Source organism: Parasphingorhabdus cellanae, assembly GCF_017498565.1.
GTDB classification, from domain to species: Bacteria; Pseudomonadota; Alphaproteobacteria; order Sphingomonadales; family Sphingomonadaceae; genus Parasphingorhabdus; species Parasphingorhabdus cellanae.
On sequence record NZ_CP071794.1, the window covers coordinates 308,631 to 325,795 of the forward strand.

Genomic DNA, 17,165 nt, shown 5'->3' on the forward strand with positions numbered 1-17,165 from the left:
CTATCCCGCCGATGTCTTTGTGAAGCTTGATACCAGCTCCACATGGGTCGACCACAGAAACTGACCGACTGGCCAAAGCGCATCTAGCTTGTACCCCGCATCACAAAGCTGCTTTGCATCACGCGCAAAACTAGCTGGATTGCAACTGATGTAACAGACCTTGGGTACCTCTGATTGCGCGATCTGGGCCACCTGATCCCGCGCACCGGCACGAGGGGGATCCAGTATCACTGCTCCGAACCGGTTCAGTTCTTCGGGACTAAGAGGCCGTCTGAACAGATCGCGATGTTCTGTAAATATCTGGCGACCGGCCAGGTTGGCGGCCATTTTCAACGCGCCGATTGCATCCCGGGAACCCTCCGCAGCATAAACTTTTTGATTGTCGCCCAGCGCAAATGTGAACGTGCCAAGGCCCGCAAACAGATCTGCGACTAATTTTGTATCGCCTACGGTTTCCAGCATCGCCGCGACCAGCGCCGCTTTGCCATCGCCAGTGGGTTGCAGGAAACTGTTATGCGGCAAAGCCACCGATATCCCGTTAAATGTTACAGTGACTGGTTCCGGCTCCCACTGGGTTTCCGGCCCAAAGCCATTATCGACCGACAGCCGGGCCAGAGCATTAGACGAGGCGAAGGCCGCCAGTGCTTCGCGTTGCTTCAGGCTATCGGGCTCATAATTCTTGATACAAAGATCAACGCCTTGATCGGCCAGGGTCATCTCGACATTCATATCATGTTTGCGCCGCGCCACAGATTTCAGAAAATCGCGTAGCGGGCCAATCACGGCAAAAAGCTCGGGCCGCATGATTTCGCATTGCTTGAGATCAACAATCCGGTGGCTGCCCGCGCCGCTAAACCCGAGCTTGAAGCTTTTGCCCATCATGGCGGCGCGAAGGCTGGCTCTAATGCGGCTTTTCGGCTTGGATATCTGAGGCGGGTACAATGTTCCGGCGGAAAGCCCCTGCCCCTCCAGCGCATAGACGACGCGATCGACCACAAATTGCACGTAGCTCTCGTGATCCAGATGTTGCAGACTGCATCCACCGCATTCCTTGAAATGCTGGCAAGGTGGATCGACATGGTGCGGTCCTTTGATCAAACCACCTTCCTCGCTCAGCCGGTCAAGCGGCGCAGAAAAGGCGACATGACGGCCGTCTGCGGTGACACCATCGCCCTTTGCAGCAACGCGCAAGATAACATTTGGATCGGTTTCGGTGCTCATAGGCACTCTTGTAGCGCTTTCGGGATATGATCAATCAGTATCTCTGGTGAAAAGGCGGGTCCGGCCAGTTTGGCCGCACGGCTATGCAGCCATTGCCCCTGTTTTCCGGCTAGAAAAGCCTCTTTTTCAACTGCAAAGCGGGCCGCAATCATGCCGGCCAGAACATCGCCGGTTCCAGCTGTAGAAAGCCAGCTTGACGATAAGGATGCCAGAGACACCGCGCCTTCAGGATCGGCAATCACGCTGTCACTACCTTTGTGAACAACAATAGCACCGCTATTGGCAGCCAGTTTTCTTGTAAGGTCGATTTTCGACCCTTTGTCGTTTCCGAATATTGCCGCGAACTCACCAGTATGCGGTGTCATGATGACCGGCGATGATCGGTCTTTCAGACGGCTGAGACCCGTATTGCTCAAAAGAATCAAAGCATCGGCATCCAGCAAAACCGGCTTTTCGATATCCAAAGCTAAATCCAGCAGCTTTTCTGCATGACTGTCCCGGCCCAACCCTGGGCCGATGACAATGATCGCGATTCTGTCATCGGATAATTGCTCTTGCAGTTGAACCCCATTCTCGTGAGGCTCGACAACGATACTATGACTAGGTGAGGAGACGCCGGTTCCAGCGAAAACCTTAACATAGCCAGCACCTGATCGCTGTGCCGCCAAGCCGGTCAGTTTCGCTGCTCCCTGCATGCGGCCAGCAACAACAGCGACGAGTCCCCTGGTATATTTATGGTCGCCTGTCTTAGGCGCTTTCACTGTCGGCCGGGCCAGTAACTGGACGGCTGAAGCTGCATCAACGCCTATGTCTACCCCGACCAGATCACCCGCAAGTCCGCATGCTGGTGCAAGATAATGGGCAGGTTTGAAGGCTCCCAGCGCGATGGTCAGGTCATATCGGGACACCGGATTGAATGTCACGCCTGTATCGGTTTCAATACCGCTAGGTAGATCAACCGCCACCCGTCGCCCTGCCCTGTCGAACAGGCGTTGGTGGTGGCCCAACAAGGCACCGGATACCGGTCGGGTCAGTCCGGTTCCAAATAGGCAATCGACAAATTGCGTCGCTGGTCGGGCATCATCCAGTGCATATGTTTGTCCCTGCCAGAGGGATTTCGCATTTTTCGCGGCATCCGTCGCGGGTTCACCGCTCGCCGCAATGGCAACGTCTGCCCCTTTTTCCAAAAGCGCTTGGGCAATAACATATCCGTCACCGCCATTATTGCCGGGACCGCAGAGCACCATCGTCGGGCAATGGGGCGCCGCCCGCCAGATATAGTCAGCAGCGCCCGTGCCGGCCCTGTGCATCAGCTCAATTACTGATGCTCCGCTATCTATGAGTTGCTTTTCGGCAGCCTGCATCTCGGCAGCGGTCAGGATATGCCCATGATTGAGCATAGCGCGCCTAGCTACCCGCTTGTGGTGCCGGTTCGTCCGCTTGATTGGCGGTATCTGCCGTGTCCGATGTCTTCATGCGCGCCGACATGAGATATTTGTCAGGCCCAACGCTCACCAATATCTGTTCATCATTGACGATCTCTATCCTGGCCTTTTCTGATCCATCAGCGGCTTCCAGCCCGCGACCGTCGGTGAGAACATTGAACCGGCGAAAGCCGCCGTCTGGATGCCGGACAATCAGGGTCGCGCCATTTTCAGCAGACAAGACTTCGGTCTGACATCCTCTGGAAAAAACATCTTTGCCATCGAGCGCACATTCGATCCTGCCGTCATCGGCGGCTTGAGCCGCTGCACTATCTTCTGCTTCGGCCAGAATATCATTATCCGGCTTCCCGCATGCTGTAACCAGCAAGACAAGCGCAAAACTGCTAAATATCCGCGTAGACATGTTTTTCCGCTTTCGCTCCGGGATGGGTAACCGCTCCCTTATAGGCGGGACCAACATTCTGGGCATAGCGCCATAATGCACCTGACCCATAATCATTCACATGGGGCGTATAGCGTGAGCGGCGCTCTTCCAGGGTTTTTGCATCAACTTCGAGATCGATTGTGCCCGCCTCCGCATCGATGTTGATGATGTCACCTTCTTCTACCAAACCGATTGGCCCGCCATCTGCTGCTTCTGGCCCAACATGGCCGATACAGAAGCCCCGCGTAGCCCCTGAAAAACGGCCATCAGTAATTAGGGCAACTTTTTCGCCCATGCCCTGACCATAGAGCGCTGCGGTGGTGGCCAGCATTTCGCGCATACCCGGGCCACCTTTCGGCCCTTCGTTGCGGATGATGATGACCGAGCCTTCCTTTATCATGCGCTTTTCAACCGCGTCAAAGGCATCTTCTTCACATTCGAATATCTGTGCGGGACCGCGAAATTGCAGGCGCGCCATCCCGGCGACCTTCACGATGGCTCCTTCCGGTGCCAACGATCCCTTCAGCCCGACAACACCGCCGGTTTCCGTAATCGCATTCTTAACATCATATATGACCTTCTGGTCGCTATTCCATGTAATTTCTTCGATATTTTCGCCCAGTGTTTTACCGGTTACCGTGATGCAATCGCCGTTAAGCAGATCATTATCCATCATGGTTTTCATCAGCATATAGACACCGCCAGCGTTGTGCATGTCTCTCGCAACATATTTGCCGCCGGGTTTCAAATCCGCCAGATAAGGTGTTGATTTAAAGGCTTCTGCCACATCGAACAGATCGAAATCGATACCCGCTTCACTGGCCATGGCTGGCAAATGGAGCGCCGCATTGGTTGAACCGCCGGTGGCGGCAACGATACGGGCGGCGTTCACAAAGGCCTCTCTGGTGCAGATATCGCGTGGACGCAGGTTGCGTTCGATCAGGTCCATAACCTGACGTCCTGCCGCCACCGCCATGTCATCGCGGCTTTCATAAGGGGCCGGGGCCATATTGCTGTTGGGTAGTGACAATCCGATCGCCTCAGCTACGCAGGCCATGGTGTTGGCGGTAAACTGACCACCACAGGCGCCATGACCAGGGCATGCCACTTTTTCCAGTTCAATCAGCTCCTGCAGTGGGCAATTGCCTGCGCTATGCTGACCAACCGCTTCGAAAACATCTACAACCGTAACGTCCTCATCGTGGAAACGACCCGGTAATATCGAGCCGCCATAGACGAATATCGACGGTACATTGAGCCGCAGCATCGCCATCATCATACCTGGCAGACTTTTATCACAACCGGCATAGGCAACGACGGCGTCATAACAATGGCCGCGGACACTGACTTCGACCGAGTCAGCAATCACTTCGCGGGAAACCAAAGAAGACTTCATCCCTTGATGTCCCATGGCGATACCATCGGTCACGGTGATCGTGTTGAACCGGCGCGGTGTGCCGCCAGCTTCGATGACGCCCTGACGCGCCATATCCGCCTGAGCATCCAGCAAAGTGTTGCACGGCGCGCTGTCATTGCCCGCCGACGCAATACCAACAAAGGGCTTCGCAATATCTTCTTCGGTCATGCCCATGGCATAATAATAGCTGCGCTGTGGCGCACGCTCTGGGCCGACACTGACATGACGGCTAGGAAGATTGGATTTGTCGAACGTCCGGGTCATCTTATTGTCCTAAAAAGGCTGTGTCTGATCGCGGCTCGTCTATCCAGAATAAAGGCGCTCACGCAAGCCCTGTTCGCATTTTATCGCACGTTCGTAACAATATTTCGGCAAAACGCCGCTGTCCGGTTTCTTCTGAAACCATATCCTGGCGAATTTCTATTTCCGTATAGGGCTTTCCGATATCTTCGGCCTGTCGTTTCATAGTCGCGTGGAGGTCTTTGCCAGAATAGGGCTGTTGGTCACCGACAACCAATTCTTCCTGTTCCAAAAGCTGAATGGCCAGACGCGATGCAACGTCATACTCGTTATATAGAACGCCGACCTGCCAGGGCCGGACATCAGCATGATCGGTGCGCAGTTTTGGCGTAAAACTATGCAGAAACAAGGTCAAAACGGGGTCGAGATCGCGGATCAGAGCCGCAACCCGGTCATGATAAGGGTGAAAAAATCGATCGAGACGCGCGGCTTTCTCCGATTGGTCGATTATATTTCCGGGAATTTCAACGCCGTCGCTATGTTTTGGAACCACGCCGTCCTCGTCAGGATAACGGTTAAGGTCCACAACAAGACGCGATACTGTGCCCAAAATGCTGAGATAACCCGGCGATTCCGCCATATATCGCGCGATATTCGCAACACCGATATCATAAGCGATATGGTCTTCAAGAAGCGCCGGATCGATGCCAAGATCAATATCGGGTGGAACGTGATTGGAAGCATGATCAACGACCACCAGAATACCCCGTTCTTGCGGCATTCCAAAGATCTCATAGGGTTCCGTCATCTCAATCCTCCCACCATAGTCCAAACATTGGGCAATGTTTCAACGATGCGTTTTTCAGCCGCATGGGATAGCTGTTCAGTTTCATAAATTCCGAAACAGGTGGCACCTGATCCTGACATTCTGGCGATAACCGAATCCGTTTTATTCAGTTCGGACAGCAGATCCCCTATGACTGGTGCCAGAATTTGTGCCGGCTTTTGCAAGTCATTGCGACCAGCCATGGCGGCAAGAAGCGGATCGCTACCTTCGAGGCCGCCATGATCAACGCCATCCCAATCCCGAAACACAGCAGCCGTAGACACCGGAACCAAAGGATTCACCAACAAAACATGGTGGCCCGACAATTTGCCATTTTCTATTGGCATAAGGTCCTGCCCTATGCCCGCACCGTGGCAAGTTTGATTGATCACACAAGCCGGGACGTCTGCACCCAAAGGTTCTGAAAGCTTTGCTAATGACTCTAACGACAGCTCGGTGTTCCAAAACCGGTTCAATAACCGCAAGGTTGCTGCAGCGTCAGCCGAACCGCCGCCGATTCCCGATGCCACAGGAAGGCGCTTGTCGAGAGTGATTTTCGCGCCTGCATCAATGTTAGCATGCAACGCGAGCAGACGGGCAGCATCCAACACCAAATTATCGCTATTGCTCAAACCGTCAGAAAACTGGCCTTCGACTGACAGTTCAATGTTGGTTCCAGCGATAACGGATAAATGATCACCGCAATCCAGAAACGCGAATATCGTCTCAATATCATGATAGCCGTCCGGCAACCGTCGCCGCACATGCAATGCGAGATTTATCTTCGCGCAGGCAATTTCGCTGTCATCGATAGTAGGGTTTTCTGCCGTCATTAGGGAGAAACAAGGTCGGCTTGTAGTCCCAGATCAATTTTGGCGGCCAGCCGCTGCATATCTTCGGCATCGGCGAATAACTTGGCCGATTTCCAGGCGTATCGCGCTTCATATTTACGCCCAACCGTCCAATAGGCATCGCCAAGATGCTCGTTAATCGTCGGATCTTGCGGTTCACCATCACGCGCCAGCTCCAGATAGCTAACAGCTTTCTCGTGCTGGCCGGTAATGAAATAGGCCCATCCCAATGAGTCCGTAATCGCCGGAGAAGACGATCTCAATTTATGGGCTTTTCGAATGGAATCTATCGCGGAAGCTGTATTCTCCCGGCGCTCCAATTGTGCGTAGCCTAAATAGTTTAATATGCTGGCGGAATTGGGCAGCAATATATTTGCTTTCTTCAACGATTCCAAGCCTGCAGGCCAAAGCCCGGCCTGTTCCTGTGCGCTACCAAGTGACAACCAATAGCTGGCCAGTAATGCGTCTGGCGCATCGCGCTTTTCGGCCAAATCAATGGCCTTTGCAAAAGCACCGGCAGCAGCTTTGTGATCACCGCTCATCTGCAGCAATTGCCCCATTAAAACCTGTAACTCCGGCGCAGCGGGATCCCGAGCAATCAATTCGTTCAATCTTGTCTGGCCGCCAACATAGTTTTGGTCATCCACATAGCTCGCAATCTCTTTGCTGATCGCCAGAAGACCATAAGCACTGTCATATGATATCCTTTTAAACAGGGAGCGGGCAGATGAGTTGTTCAGACTGTCTCCATGGGCATCACCCAAAACAAGGCGCCCATAGTCACTATCAGGGTAAATTCGTCCGGCTGCCTGCGCGCCAACAAGCGCTAGAAAATAGGCGCGCTGGGTTTTCAAATCTGATGCTAGCCTTTGAAAAAGAAAACCTAGACCAACTTTGACATTGACCTTTTGAGCCAGTTTTTTGCTACTACCGGACCGAATATCCCGAAGCATTTTTGTTTCAGGGCCTGTTCTCTCACGCTCCAATAGTTCGACCGCGCGCACTTTATCTCCCTTGGCCAGAAAATGCCGTGCGGCAATGATACGAACAGGGCCCATTCGCGCTTCATTTTTCTCAACCAACCTGTCGAGCAGAGGCATGACGTCCTCATCATTTCCACGGGCCAAGCCATGGAGAATAAACTGTTCCAGATGGTAATATGCGGCTGTTTTGTTTTTCTCGGCAGTAGCCAATCCGACTAAAGGATTGCCGCCTGAAGCTTCAGCAAGCCATGCGTTTAGCAATGGCGATAGAAAAGCAAAATTGCCCAATGCTACCAATTCGTCAGTCGCCGTTGCAGCTGCCTTATAATCTTTGCGTGCGAAGGCATCTGCAAACAGCAGAAGCGGCATTTCCGCATCAATCTCGCCGCGCAAACCCAGACTGCGAACCGCTTTTACAGCAAGATCAAAATCTCCGGCTTCGACTGCTTTCACATAGGTTTTGCTAGCTAAAAGCAGGTTATCAGGCTGTTTTTTCAGTGAATCGGCATAGATAGCCGCGGCCACCGCAGGTTGATCAACCGATTCCGCCAACCGTGCCTCAACATATTGGTTCAGCCCTTCCGCTCCGTCGCTGCGTTTGGCATGGGCAGTGCCTCCAACCAAGGCTGCAATGAGAAGGCTGAGCGTTGATATCTTACATATTGGGGTAATTGGGACCTCCACCACCTTCCGGTACGACCCAGTTAATATTCTGGTTCGGGTCTTTGATATCACAGGTTTTGCAATGGACGCAATTTTGCGCATTGATCTGGAATTTAGGATTGCCCGCATCGTCTTCGACGAACTCATAAACGCCTGCCGGGCAGTAGCGCTGCGACGGACCGGCAAAAACAGGTAGATTGACGTCAACTGGAATGGACGCGTCTTTCAGCTGCAAGTGAACCGGCTGATCTTCCTCATGATTGGTATTAGACAGGAAGACTGAAGACAGACGATCAAAGCTGATAACGCCGTCTGGTTTCGGATATTCGATCGGCGTGCAATGCTCCGCACGCTTCAAGCGGGTATGATCCGGGTGGTGTTTCATTGTGAACGGCATTTTGATTTTGAAATTCTCCGCCCACATATTGATACCGGCGATTATGGATCCCAGGAAATCGCCATATTTTTCTGCTGCAGGCAGAACATTACGCACAACCCGTAATTCCTCGCGCACCCAACTATTCTCATAGGCAGTGCCGTAAGCAGTCAATTCATCACTTTCGCGGTCCGCGACAATGGCTTCAAAAGCGGCTTCAGCCGCCATCATGCCGGTTTTCATGGCCGTATGGGTACCCTTGATCCGCGGGACATTCACAAAGCCAGCAGAGCAACCGATAAGCGCACCGCCGGGGAAGAATAGTTTTGGCACGGATTGGAAGCCGCCGTCGTTAATGGCCCGCGCGCCATAAGAGATACGTTTGCCGCCTTCCAGTATCTTGCGGATTTCAGGATGCTGCTTCCACCGCTGCATTTCTTCAAACGGGGACAAATAAGGGTTTTCATAGTTAAGCCACGTCACAAAACCCAAAGCGACTTGATTGTCCGCTTGATGGTATAGAAATCCGCCGCCGTTAGACCCTTCACTCAGCGGCCAACCCTGGCTGTGAATGACCCGGCCAGGGACGTGCTTTTCCGGTTCAATATCCCACAATTCTTTTATGCCAAGCCCGTAAATCTGCGGTTCGCTATCGGCATCCAGGGCAAATTTTTCCTTCAGAATCTTTGTTAAATGTCCGCGAACACCCTCTGCAAAGAAAGTATATTTTGCATGAAGTTCCAATCCAGGCTGATAATCAGGCTTGTGACTGCCGTCGCGGGCCACGCCCATATCACCGGTCGCCACGCCTTTGACGGAACCATCGTCATTGTAGAGGATTTCAGCAGCTGCAAAACCTGGGAAAATTTCGATACCCATATTTTCGGCGCGCTCACCAAGCCAGCGACACAGATTCCCAAGCGATCCGGTATAGGTTCCCTTATTGTGCATGAACGGCGGGGTCAGAATGTGCGGAATAGAGAATTTCTTTTTCTTGGTCAGAACCCAGTGCTGATTATCCGTGACGGGCACAGCAGCCATTGGGCAATCTTCCTCGCGCCAATTGGGCAGCAATTCATCCAGAGCCTTGGGATCGACGACTGCACCGGACAATATGTGAGCGCCGATCTCTGATCCTTTTTCCAATATGCATACAGAAAGATCTTTGCCCGCTTCATCAGCCATTTGTTTGAACCGGATAGCCGCGCTTAGTCCTGCTGGCCCACCGCCAACAATGACCACGTCATAAGGCATAGATTCTCGTTCACTCATTGCATAATTCCCGTAATCGTCTTTATATGGTTATCTTACATTCGCCCTGCCGCAAACGGCAACCTTTTGGACAGAAACATGCTTGCCCGCCAATTGACCAATTCGTCAACTCATGACTCTATGCATAGATGAATTTTTCTGCGTCCGCACATCTTGAAAACACGTCTGCCCGGCAGATAAAAAGCCTTCGCGACTGGTGGAGCCTGGCAGGTGTTGACTTGCACTATAATGACAAGCCAGCATCATTATTAGCAGAAACTAATGGTGCGGTTAGTCTTCCAAAGCCGGAGCCAGTTGAAACAATTGCCCCTACGGAAAGCAAGCCGTCATTCGTACAAGAAACATATCAACCTAAAAAAATCAGCGAAAACTATCCTGCGGAGCATGATGAATATCTCGCCTGGTTAGCCAATTCGGATAACCTGATTGAGAGCCAATGGTCTAACAATCATGTCTTGCCAAGTGGCGTGATTGAGCCTGAAATTATGATCATTGCCGGAATGCCTGACCAAGACGGTTTGGCGCAAAATTCTCTCTTTTCCGAACAGAATTCGGTTTTGCTAGCCAATATGCTGAGGGCGATTGGGTGCGATTCGCACAAAATCTATTCAGCATCCGTATCATTGGGGCGCTCCTATGATGGCCGGATTGATCAAAAATACCATGCGATACTCAAAAACCGTATATTGCATAACATCGAATTAGTTCAGCCAAAGAGGATTATCGTATTTGGCGACACGCCATCCCACCTGTTTTTCGGGCAGAATTTGCTTACAGCCCGCAAAAATAAACAGTTTGTTAACCACAGTTCATCCAAAATAGAGGCAATCGCGACCTTTCATCCGCGAATTCTGATCGAAAGACCGGAATTCAAGGCGGAGGCGTGGAAAGATTTGCAATTGCTTACAAGGATCCCAGCGTAGTGATAAATCAGTTCCCGAAAAACGTGAAAATTGCTCTCACCTCAGCCTTGATTTCTCTACCTCTCGCTCCAGTGATGGCGCAAGATGGTGGGGCTGTGTTGTATAAAAGTTCTTCTGTGGCCAAAGATATTCCATCCCAACTCAAGCGCAGTCAATCGGAGCATTATCGCGCGATTTTCAAGGCGATGGGCGGCAATCAATGGGATATGGCAAAAAATCTGATCGCTGATGCGCCAACAGGTCCACTCAAATCCATTGCTCAAGCTGAATATTTCCTCGCCGCCAATTCCCCCCGCGCCGAATTGGGGCCGTTGCTGATATTGGTCAATGAAGCACCACATATCCCGCAAGCAGCTCAATTGGGACGGCTCGCTAAGAAACGCGGTGCGCAGCTACTTCCAAACCTGCCGCAACGGCGCAATCTTTCCTATGTCCCTGGCTTGCCGATCCGGAAAAAGCCTCGCGCGATCAAGACTAACAACGCGGCCAACGCTATTCGCGGGCGGATATTGAATTTCATTAAGAGTGACAGCCCGCAATCAGGCGAGGCACTGCTTTTCGAGGCAGAGAATATCTTGTCCTCTGAAGTCCGCACGGAACTAGAACAAAGGATTGCTTGGTCTTACTATATCGAAAATGATGACAAATCTGCCCAGCGGATGGCACAGAAAGCGCAAAAAGGCAGCGGTCCCTGGGTTGTCCATGCGGATTGGGTTGCTGGACTGTCTTCATGGCGATTAAACGACTGCCGAACCGCTAGCGCCGCCTTTGACAATGTTGGTCGGCGTGCCGCCAATGCTGATTTACAAGCTGCCGGACTCTATTGGGGCGCGCGTTCAGACATTGTCTGCGGCCAACCCCAGAAAGCGCAAGGCAAGTTGCAAATGGCTGCCAAACGCAGTGACAGTTTTTACGGCCTCCTGTCCGCACAAACGCTGGGCATGAATATCGCCAGTGCAAAATCCAGTGCTGGTTTCGCGAAAGGTGACTGGAAGACGCTGAAACAGCATGACAATGTCAAGGCAGCTATAGCTCTAGTCGAAATTGGTGAGGAAAGTCTCGCTGATGAAGTTTTGCGGCATCAGGCGCGCATCGGGAATTCCAGCGATCATGCCGCGCTGTTAAAATTGTCGCGAGAATTAAACCTGCCCCGTACACAATTATGGCTGGCCCATCATGCGCCGCGCGGATTCAAACCAGATTCGCAAGCACGCTTCCCCGCTCCAAAATGGAAGCCGGATGGAGGATGGCGCGTTGATCCTGCTCTTGTTTATGCGCACACACTTCAGGAGTCTGCATTCCGCAGCAAGGCAGTGAGTCCAGCCAATGCTATCGGTCTGATGCAGGTTCGCCCTGGAACAGCGGGCGATATCGCCCGTGCAAATGGTCGGAAATTTGAAAAGACCCAATTGTTCAAACCATCAACCAATCTGGAATATGGCCAATCCTATCTTGAATATCTCGGCCGCTCATCGATTACCGGCGGCAAGCTTCCAAAGGTAGCGGCGGCATATAATGCTGGTCCCGGCTCGGTTCAGCGCTGGAATAACGAAATCAAGGATAATGGCGATCCATTGCTCTATATGGAAAGCATTCCCTATGTCGAAACGCGCGGCTATGTTTCGATCATCTTGCGCAATTACTGGATGTATGAACAGCAGGCCGGGATTAAATCTGCCAGCCTTGGAACATTGGCGCAAAATAAATGGCCGGTATTTCCCAACAAACCGAGCAAAAGCAAAACACGCTTTACCGGTCAATAAATACCGAAAGGTCCGGATGAGCCGATTAAGGCCCATCCGGATATTCAATCAATAACGGTAATGATCTGGCTTGAACGGGCCTTCTGTCGGAACGCCGATATAATCGGCCTGTTCCTGAGACAATTTGGTCAGATTAACCCCAAGTTTGCTGAGATGTAGCTCGGCCACTTTCTCATCAAGATGTTTTGGCAGAACATAAACGTCATTCTTATATTGTTCAGGCCGCAACCACAGTTCGATCTGCGCCATCACCTGATTGGTGAAGCTTGCTGACATCACAAAGCTTGGATGGCCAGTTGCACAGCCCAAATTCACCAAACGGCCCTGTGCCAATATGATTAGCTTCTTGCCATCGGGAAATTCAACTTCGTCAACCTGTGGTTTGATTTCGGTCCATTTCATATTCTGGAGAGCAGCAATCTGGATCTCACTGTCGAAATGACCGATGTTACAGACAATCGCGCGATCTTTCATGTCGCGCATGTGGTCAACGGTGATCACGTCCTTATTGCCCGTAGCGGTCACAAAGATATCGGCGCGCTTGGTCGCTTCCTCCATGGTCACAACTTCATAGCCTTCCATTGAAGCCTGCAAAGCACAGATCGGGTCGACTTCGGTAACGATAACCCGGGCACCGCCGTTGCGAAGCGAGTCAGCAGACCCTTTACCCACATCACCAAAGCCAGCGACACAAGCCACTTTACCAGCAAGCATAACATCGGTCGCACGGCGAACCGCATCTACCAAAGACTCTTTGCAGCCGTAGAGATTATCGAATTTGGACTTGGTAACACTGTCATTCACATTGATCGCGGGGAAAGGCAATTTGCCCTGCTTTGCGAGGTCATAGAGCCGGTGAACACCGGTGGTGGTTTCTTCCGAAACACCTTTGATGGTCTCAACCGTCTTCGTCAGATAGCCAGGGCGTTCCGCCAAAAAGCGCTTCAGTGTCGCAACGAAGACTTCTTCTTCCTCATTGTCAGGGGTGAACAATTCCTCGCCAGCCTCGACCCGTGCGCCCCAAAGTGCGAACATCGTAGCATCGCCGCCATCATCAAGAATGAGGTTGCAGGTCTCATCCTGACCCCAGTCAAAGATGCGCTCAACATAAGCCCAATATTCTTCCAGCGTCTCGCCTTTAATCGCGAATACTGGTGTCCCACCGGCAGCAATTGCTGCAGCCGCATGGTCCTGCGTTGAATAGATGTTACAAGAAGCCCAGCGAACCGTGGCACCCAATGCCAAAAGCGTTTCGATCAAAACCGCTGTCTGGATGGTCATGTGCAGCGAGCCGGTAATGCGTGCACCCTTAAGCGGTTGTTCTGCACCGAATTCTTCACGCAGAGCCATCAATCCTGGCATCTCGGTTTCGGCAATCTCTATTTCCTTACGACCAAAATCGGCAAGGGAGATGTCCTTGATGATATAATCCTGGTTTGCTGTATCTGCTGCGGTAGCCACATTCATTCTCCTTGAAAGACGAAGCGCCGCCCGGTGAAACCGGCGCGGCAATTGCGCAATCTCTACAGTTTCTGGGCTTGGGAAGCAAATATAAAGATGTCTTTATATTTGTAATATAATTATTCATACGCGTTGAATGGCGTAACTATCTCACAGGCAATGTTTTAAGCGCTGCCAAACTGACCCGACAGCATATTCGGATCAATGCCCTGTGCTTTCCAGGCCATTTCCCATTTGTCCTTCGCGCGGGTTTCGTAGAGCCACTCAGGCTCACCCTGCGCAATCGACCATCCATTCTGGGTCAGTTCGGTTTCCAATTGCCCTGCCCCCCAGCCAGAATAGCCGAGCGCTGCGATCCATTTTTTGGGCCCGCGATCTTTGGCAATGGCCCCCAATATATCAAGCGAACTGCTTAATCCCCAACGGTCGCCAACCTGCAGTGTATCCGATAAATTAAAATCAAGGCTATGGAGTATGAAACCACGGTGCATCTCCACTGGTCCTCCCACGAAAACATTGCGATCCTTCAAACTATCCGGCTCTATATCAAACTGCTCCAATATACCGTGAAAGCTGATGTCGGCCGATGTCTCCCCGATATTGATCCCCAGCGCGCCATGTTCATCGTGAGAACAAAGGGCTATAATGGAGCGAGAAAATCGCGGATCGGCCATGCCCGGCGTTGCGAGCAGAAACTGACCAGAAAAATAGCGGGGACTATCCATCGGCCAAGCATAAGGAAGTTATCGCGTCCTGCCCATGGCAAATTCGATAAAGTGCACCAAATTCGATAAACCGAGCATTATCATTACATTGCTTGCAATTTCATGATCCTGTCACCACAAATGAATAGGACATACCGATATTTCACAAAGATCCCAAAAGGAGCAATGATATGATCAATAAAGGCGATAAAATACCGGAAGTAAACCTGGTAAAAGCAACGGAAAACGGCCCGGAGCAAGTTAGCTCTTCGGATTATTTTGCGGGCAAGAAAGTCGCTCTCTTCTCCGTTCCTGGTGCCTATACACCGACCTGTTCAGCCAAGCATTTGCCCGGCTATGTCGAAAAGGCCGACGCGCTGAAAGCCAAAGGCGTTGACGAGATTGCCTGCACCGCGGTCAATGACGCTTTCGTCCTCGGCGCCTGGAACAAGGATGCCGGATCCGAAGACGTTACCATGCTGGCCGATGGCAATGGCGATTTTGCCAAAGCGATTGGTCTTGAGATGGATGGTTCCGGCTTTGGTCTGGGCACCCGTGGCCAGCGTTTCTCGATGATCGTCAATGACGGTGTGGTTGAAGAACTGAATGTCGAAGCACCCGGCGATTTCAAAGTCAGCGCTGCCGACTATATGCTCGACCAGCTTTAACTCGGGTCAAATGATCAAAAACCGACGGGAGCATATGTCTCCCGCCGGTTTTTTAATGCCTACCAACCGCATGATTTGCCCTTATTCTCCTTTTTCAGCCAATCCATCAGCGGCTCAAAATAGCTGATCATTGCTGACCCATCCATTTCGCGCGTGCCGGTAAAGGCTTCCAGGGCATCCGGCCAAGGCTTGGATGCGCCGAGTTCCAGCATCGCGTTCAGCTTCGCACCGACTTCTTGGTTGCCATAGAAGGAACAGCGATGCAGCGGCCCTTCCCAGCCGGCGGCGTCGCAGGCGGCTTTGTAGAATTGGAATTGCAGGATCCGCGCAAGAAAATAGCGCGAATAAGGTGTATTGCCCGGGATATGATATTTTGCGCCGGGGTCAAAAGCTTCGGCGGGCCGATCAACCGGCGGCGTGATACCCTGATATTGCAATTTCAGATCATGCCATGCCTGTGTATATTCTGCCGGTTGAATATCGCCGGAGAAAACCTGCCAGCGCCATTTGTCGACCAAAAGACCAAAGGGCAGGAACGCAACCTTGTCCATCGCCTGACGCAGCAGCAGACCGACATCCTTGTCCTCACTTGGCACCTTGTCCGCGTCCAACAGGCCAACCTGCACCAGATATTCCGGTGTGATCGACAGGGCAATCATATCACCAATGGCTTCGTGAAACCCGTCATTGGCACCATCGAGATGGAGATAGCTCTTGTCGTTATAGGCGCGCTGATAATAGTTATGGCCGAGCTCGTGATGGATGGTGACAAAATCATCGCCATTCACCTTGATGCACATCTTGATCCGGATATCGTCGACATTGTCGATATTCCAGGCACTGGCATGACAGACCACTTCGCGGTCCGCCGGCTTGGTAAATTGCGAGCGGGTATAGAATGTTTCGGGCAGCGGCTCAAAACCCAAAGAAGAAAAGAACCCTTCGCCAGCCTTGACCATTTTCATGGCATCATAGCCTTTGGCCTTCAACAATTCGGTCGTGTCGAAGCCGATATCGCCAGCGCCTTCGGGAGCGACGATTTCATAGATATTGCCCCATTCCTGTGCCCACATATTACCGAGCAGGTCGGCACGGATCGGGCCGGTTTTGGCCTGCACTTCATCGCCATATTTTTCATTGAGCTTGTCGCGCGTGTAGCAATGCAGCTCGTCGTACAGCGGCTTGACCTGAGACCATAGCTTATCGGTCAGCTTGGCAAAATCATCCGCCGGCATGTCATAGCCGGAGCGCCACATGGCACCGACATCGGCAAAGCCCAATTCTTTGGCGCCTTCATTGGCAATCTCGACCATACGGGCATAATCATCCTTCATCGGCGCGCCGACATTGCTGTGCCAGCTTTCCCACATTTCCGAAAGTTCGTCCGGATTGCGGTTGGTGCCCATGGCGGCTTCGATGTCGGAGCCGTTAATCTCTTTGCCGTTCAAGGTGCCTTTACCTTTGCCATAGGCCGAGTTCAGCTTGGTCGCGATCGTGTTGAGTTCGGTGGCTGCGCCTTCGGTCGTTGGCGCGGGAAGCACAATGCCGCCGCGCAGCTTGTCAAGCTTACGCGTGGTCACGGCATCCAGCCCCTGGACATCGTTATATTTGGCAGCATCAATGGCGGCCTGCACCGACATGGTTGTACTTTCCGCGCCAATTTTGGCCGCTAGCGCGTCGGTATCCTCATTGATATAGGTAGAATTAATCCAATATGTCCGCGCCGCATCAAGCGAGAAATCGAACATCTTCTTTTCGGTTTCATCAACAAATTTCTTGGCGTCTTCGGCGGTTGGATTTGCCCCTTCATCTTGGGCATAAACGGGCGCGCTGACAGCAATGGCGGCCAGGGCGATGATCGAAGCGGCAGTTTTCATGATATATCCTCTGTGGCTTTTTATTTTGGTATGAATTGAAACTTTATCCCG

The 17,165-nt window shown here is 52.0% G+C and carries 14 protein-coding genes; 3 read left to right on the forward strand and 11 right to left on the reverse strand.

Annotated features, from left to right (window positions below; all coding sequences use genetic code 11):
- From J4G78_RS01475 to J4G78_RS01510, 8 genes are read right to left on the reverse strand one after another with little or no spacing between them, the layout of a single operon-like run.
- A complete protein-coding gene (locus tag J4G78_RS01475) occupies positions 1 to 1,221 on the reverse strand; it encodes a class I SAM-dependent RNA methyltransferase (RefSeq protein ID WP_207988126.1) in 1,221 nt (406 codons plus the stop codon).
- Positions 1,218 to 2,621, reverse strand: a complete 1,404-nt coding sequence (locus J4G78_RS01480) for an NAD(P)H-hydrate dehydratase (RefSeq protein ID WP_207988127.1) — start codon at positions 2,619 to 2,621, stop codon at positions 1,218 to 1,220. Before J4G78_RS01480 ends, J4G78_RS01475 begins: the two co-directional genes overlap by 4 nt.
- A gap of 7 nt (positions 2,622 to 2,628) precedes the next feature.
- Entirely contained in the window at positions 2,629 to 3,069 is a 441-nt protein-coding gene (locus J4G78_RS01485) for a hypothetical protein (RefSeq protein ID WP_207988128.1), read from the reverse strand.
- Positions 3,050 to 4,771: a dihydroxy-acid dehydratase gene (ilvD, locus tag J4G78_RS01490; protein WP_207988129.1), complete on the reverse strand. Its 1,722-nt coding sequence runs from the start codon at positions 4,769 to 4,771 to the stop codon at positions 3,050 to 3,052. The genes J4G78_RS01485 and ilvD overlap by 20 nt, the downstream gene beginning before the upstream one ends.
- A 58-nt stretch (positions 4,772 to 4,829) precedes the next feature.
- Positions 4,830 to 5,555, reverse strand: a complete 726-nt coding sequence (locus J4G78_RS01495) for an N-formylglutamate amidohydrolase (RefSeq protein ID WP_207988130.1) — start codon at positions 5,553 to 5,555, stop codon at positions 4,830 to 4,832.
- Positions 5,552 to 6,406: a 4-(cytidine 5'-diphospho)-2-C-methyl-D-erythritol kinase gene (locus J4G78_RS01500; RefSeq protein WP_207988131.1), complete on the reverse strand. Its 855-nt coding sequence runs from the start codon at positions 6,404 to 6,406 to the stop codon at positions 5,552 to 5,554. The genes J4G78_RS01495 and J4G78_RS01500 overlap by 4 nt, the downstream gene beginning before the upstream one ends.
- Positions 6,406 to 8,031: a tetratricopeptide repeat protein gene (locus J4G78_RS01505; protein WP_207988132.1), complete on the reverse strand. Its 1,626-nt coding sequence runs from the start codon at positions 8,029 to 8,031 to the stop codon at positions 6,406 to 6,408. The genes J4G78_RS01500 and J4G78_RS01505 overlap by 1 nt, the downstream gene beginning before the upstream one ends.
- Before the next feature lie 31 nt (positions 8,032 to 8,062).
- A complete protein-coding gene (locus J4G78_RS01510) occupies positions 8,063 to 9,718 on the reverse strand; it encodes an electron transfer flavoprotein-ubiquinone oxidoreductase (protein WP_207988133.1) in 1,656 nt (551 codons plus the stop codon).
- A 128-nt stretch (positions 9,719 to 9,846) separates the two neighbouring features.
- Here J4G78_RS01510 and J4G78_RS01515 point away from each other — a divergent pair, with 128 nt between their 5' ends.
- Together J4G78_RS01515 and J4G78_RS01520 are read left to right on the forward strand one after the other, a co-directional pair.
- On the forward strand, positions 9,847 to 10,641 hold the full coding sequence (locus J4G78_RS01515) for a uracil-DNA glycosylase family protein (protein ID WP_207988134.1): 795 nt from the start codon (positions 9,847 to 9,849) through the stop codon (positions 10,639 to 10,641).
- The gene (locus tag J4G78_RS01520) at positions 10,602 to 12,404 is read left to right on the forward strand and encodes a lytic transglycosylase domain-containing protein (protein WP_207988135.1); all 1,803 of its coding nucleotides are present in this window, start codon (positions 10,602 to 10,604) and stop codon (positions 12,402 to 12,404) included. The genes J4G78_RS01515 and J4G78_RS01520 overlap by 40 nt, the downstream gene beginning before the upstream one ends.
- Before the next feature lie 48 nt (positions 12,405 to 12,452).
- Here the strand turns inward: J4G78_RS01520 and ahcY are convergent, their stop codons facing one another.
- Both ahcY and J4G78_RS01530 read right to left on the reverse strand, forming a co-directional pair.
- Positions 12,453 to 13,865 carry an adenosylhomocysteinase gene (gene ahcY, locus J4G78_RS01525; RefSeq protein WP_243457179.1) on the reverse strand — a complete coding sequence of 471 codons (1,413 nt, stop codon included), beginning with the start codon at positions 13,863 to 13,865 and terminating at the stop codon, positions 12,453 to 12,455.
- A 164-nt stretch (positions 13,866 to 14,029) separates the two neighbouring features.
- A complete protein-coding gene (locus J4G78_RS01530; RefSeq protein ID WP_207988137.1) occupies positions 14,030 to 14,590 on the reverse strand; it encodes a YqgE/AlgH family protein in 561 nt (186 codons plus the stop codon).
- 170 nt (positions 14,591 to 14,760) lie between these two features.
- Between J4G78_RS01530 and J4G78_RS01535 the strand changes: the two genes are divergently transcribed.
- Positions 14,761 to 15,237, forward strand: a complete 477-nt coding sequence (locus J4G78_RS01535) for a peroxiredoxin (protein ID WP_207988138.1) — start codon at positions 14,761 to 14,763, stop codon at positions 15,235 to 15,237.
- A 59-nt stretch (positions 15,238 to 15,296) separates the two neighbouring features.
- Here J4G78_RS01535 and J4G78_RS01540 read toward each other — a convergent pair whose 3' ends face one another.
- A complete protein-coding gene (locus J4G78_RS01540; RefSeq protein ID WP_207988139.1) occupies positions 15,297 to 17,114 on the reverse strand; it encodes a M2 family metallopeptidase in 1,818 nt (605 codons plus the stop codon).
- Positions 17,115 to 17,165: the final 51 nt, after the last annotated feature.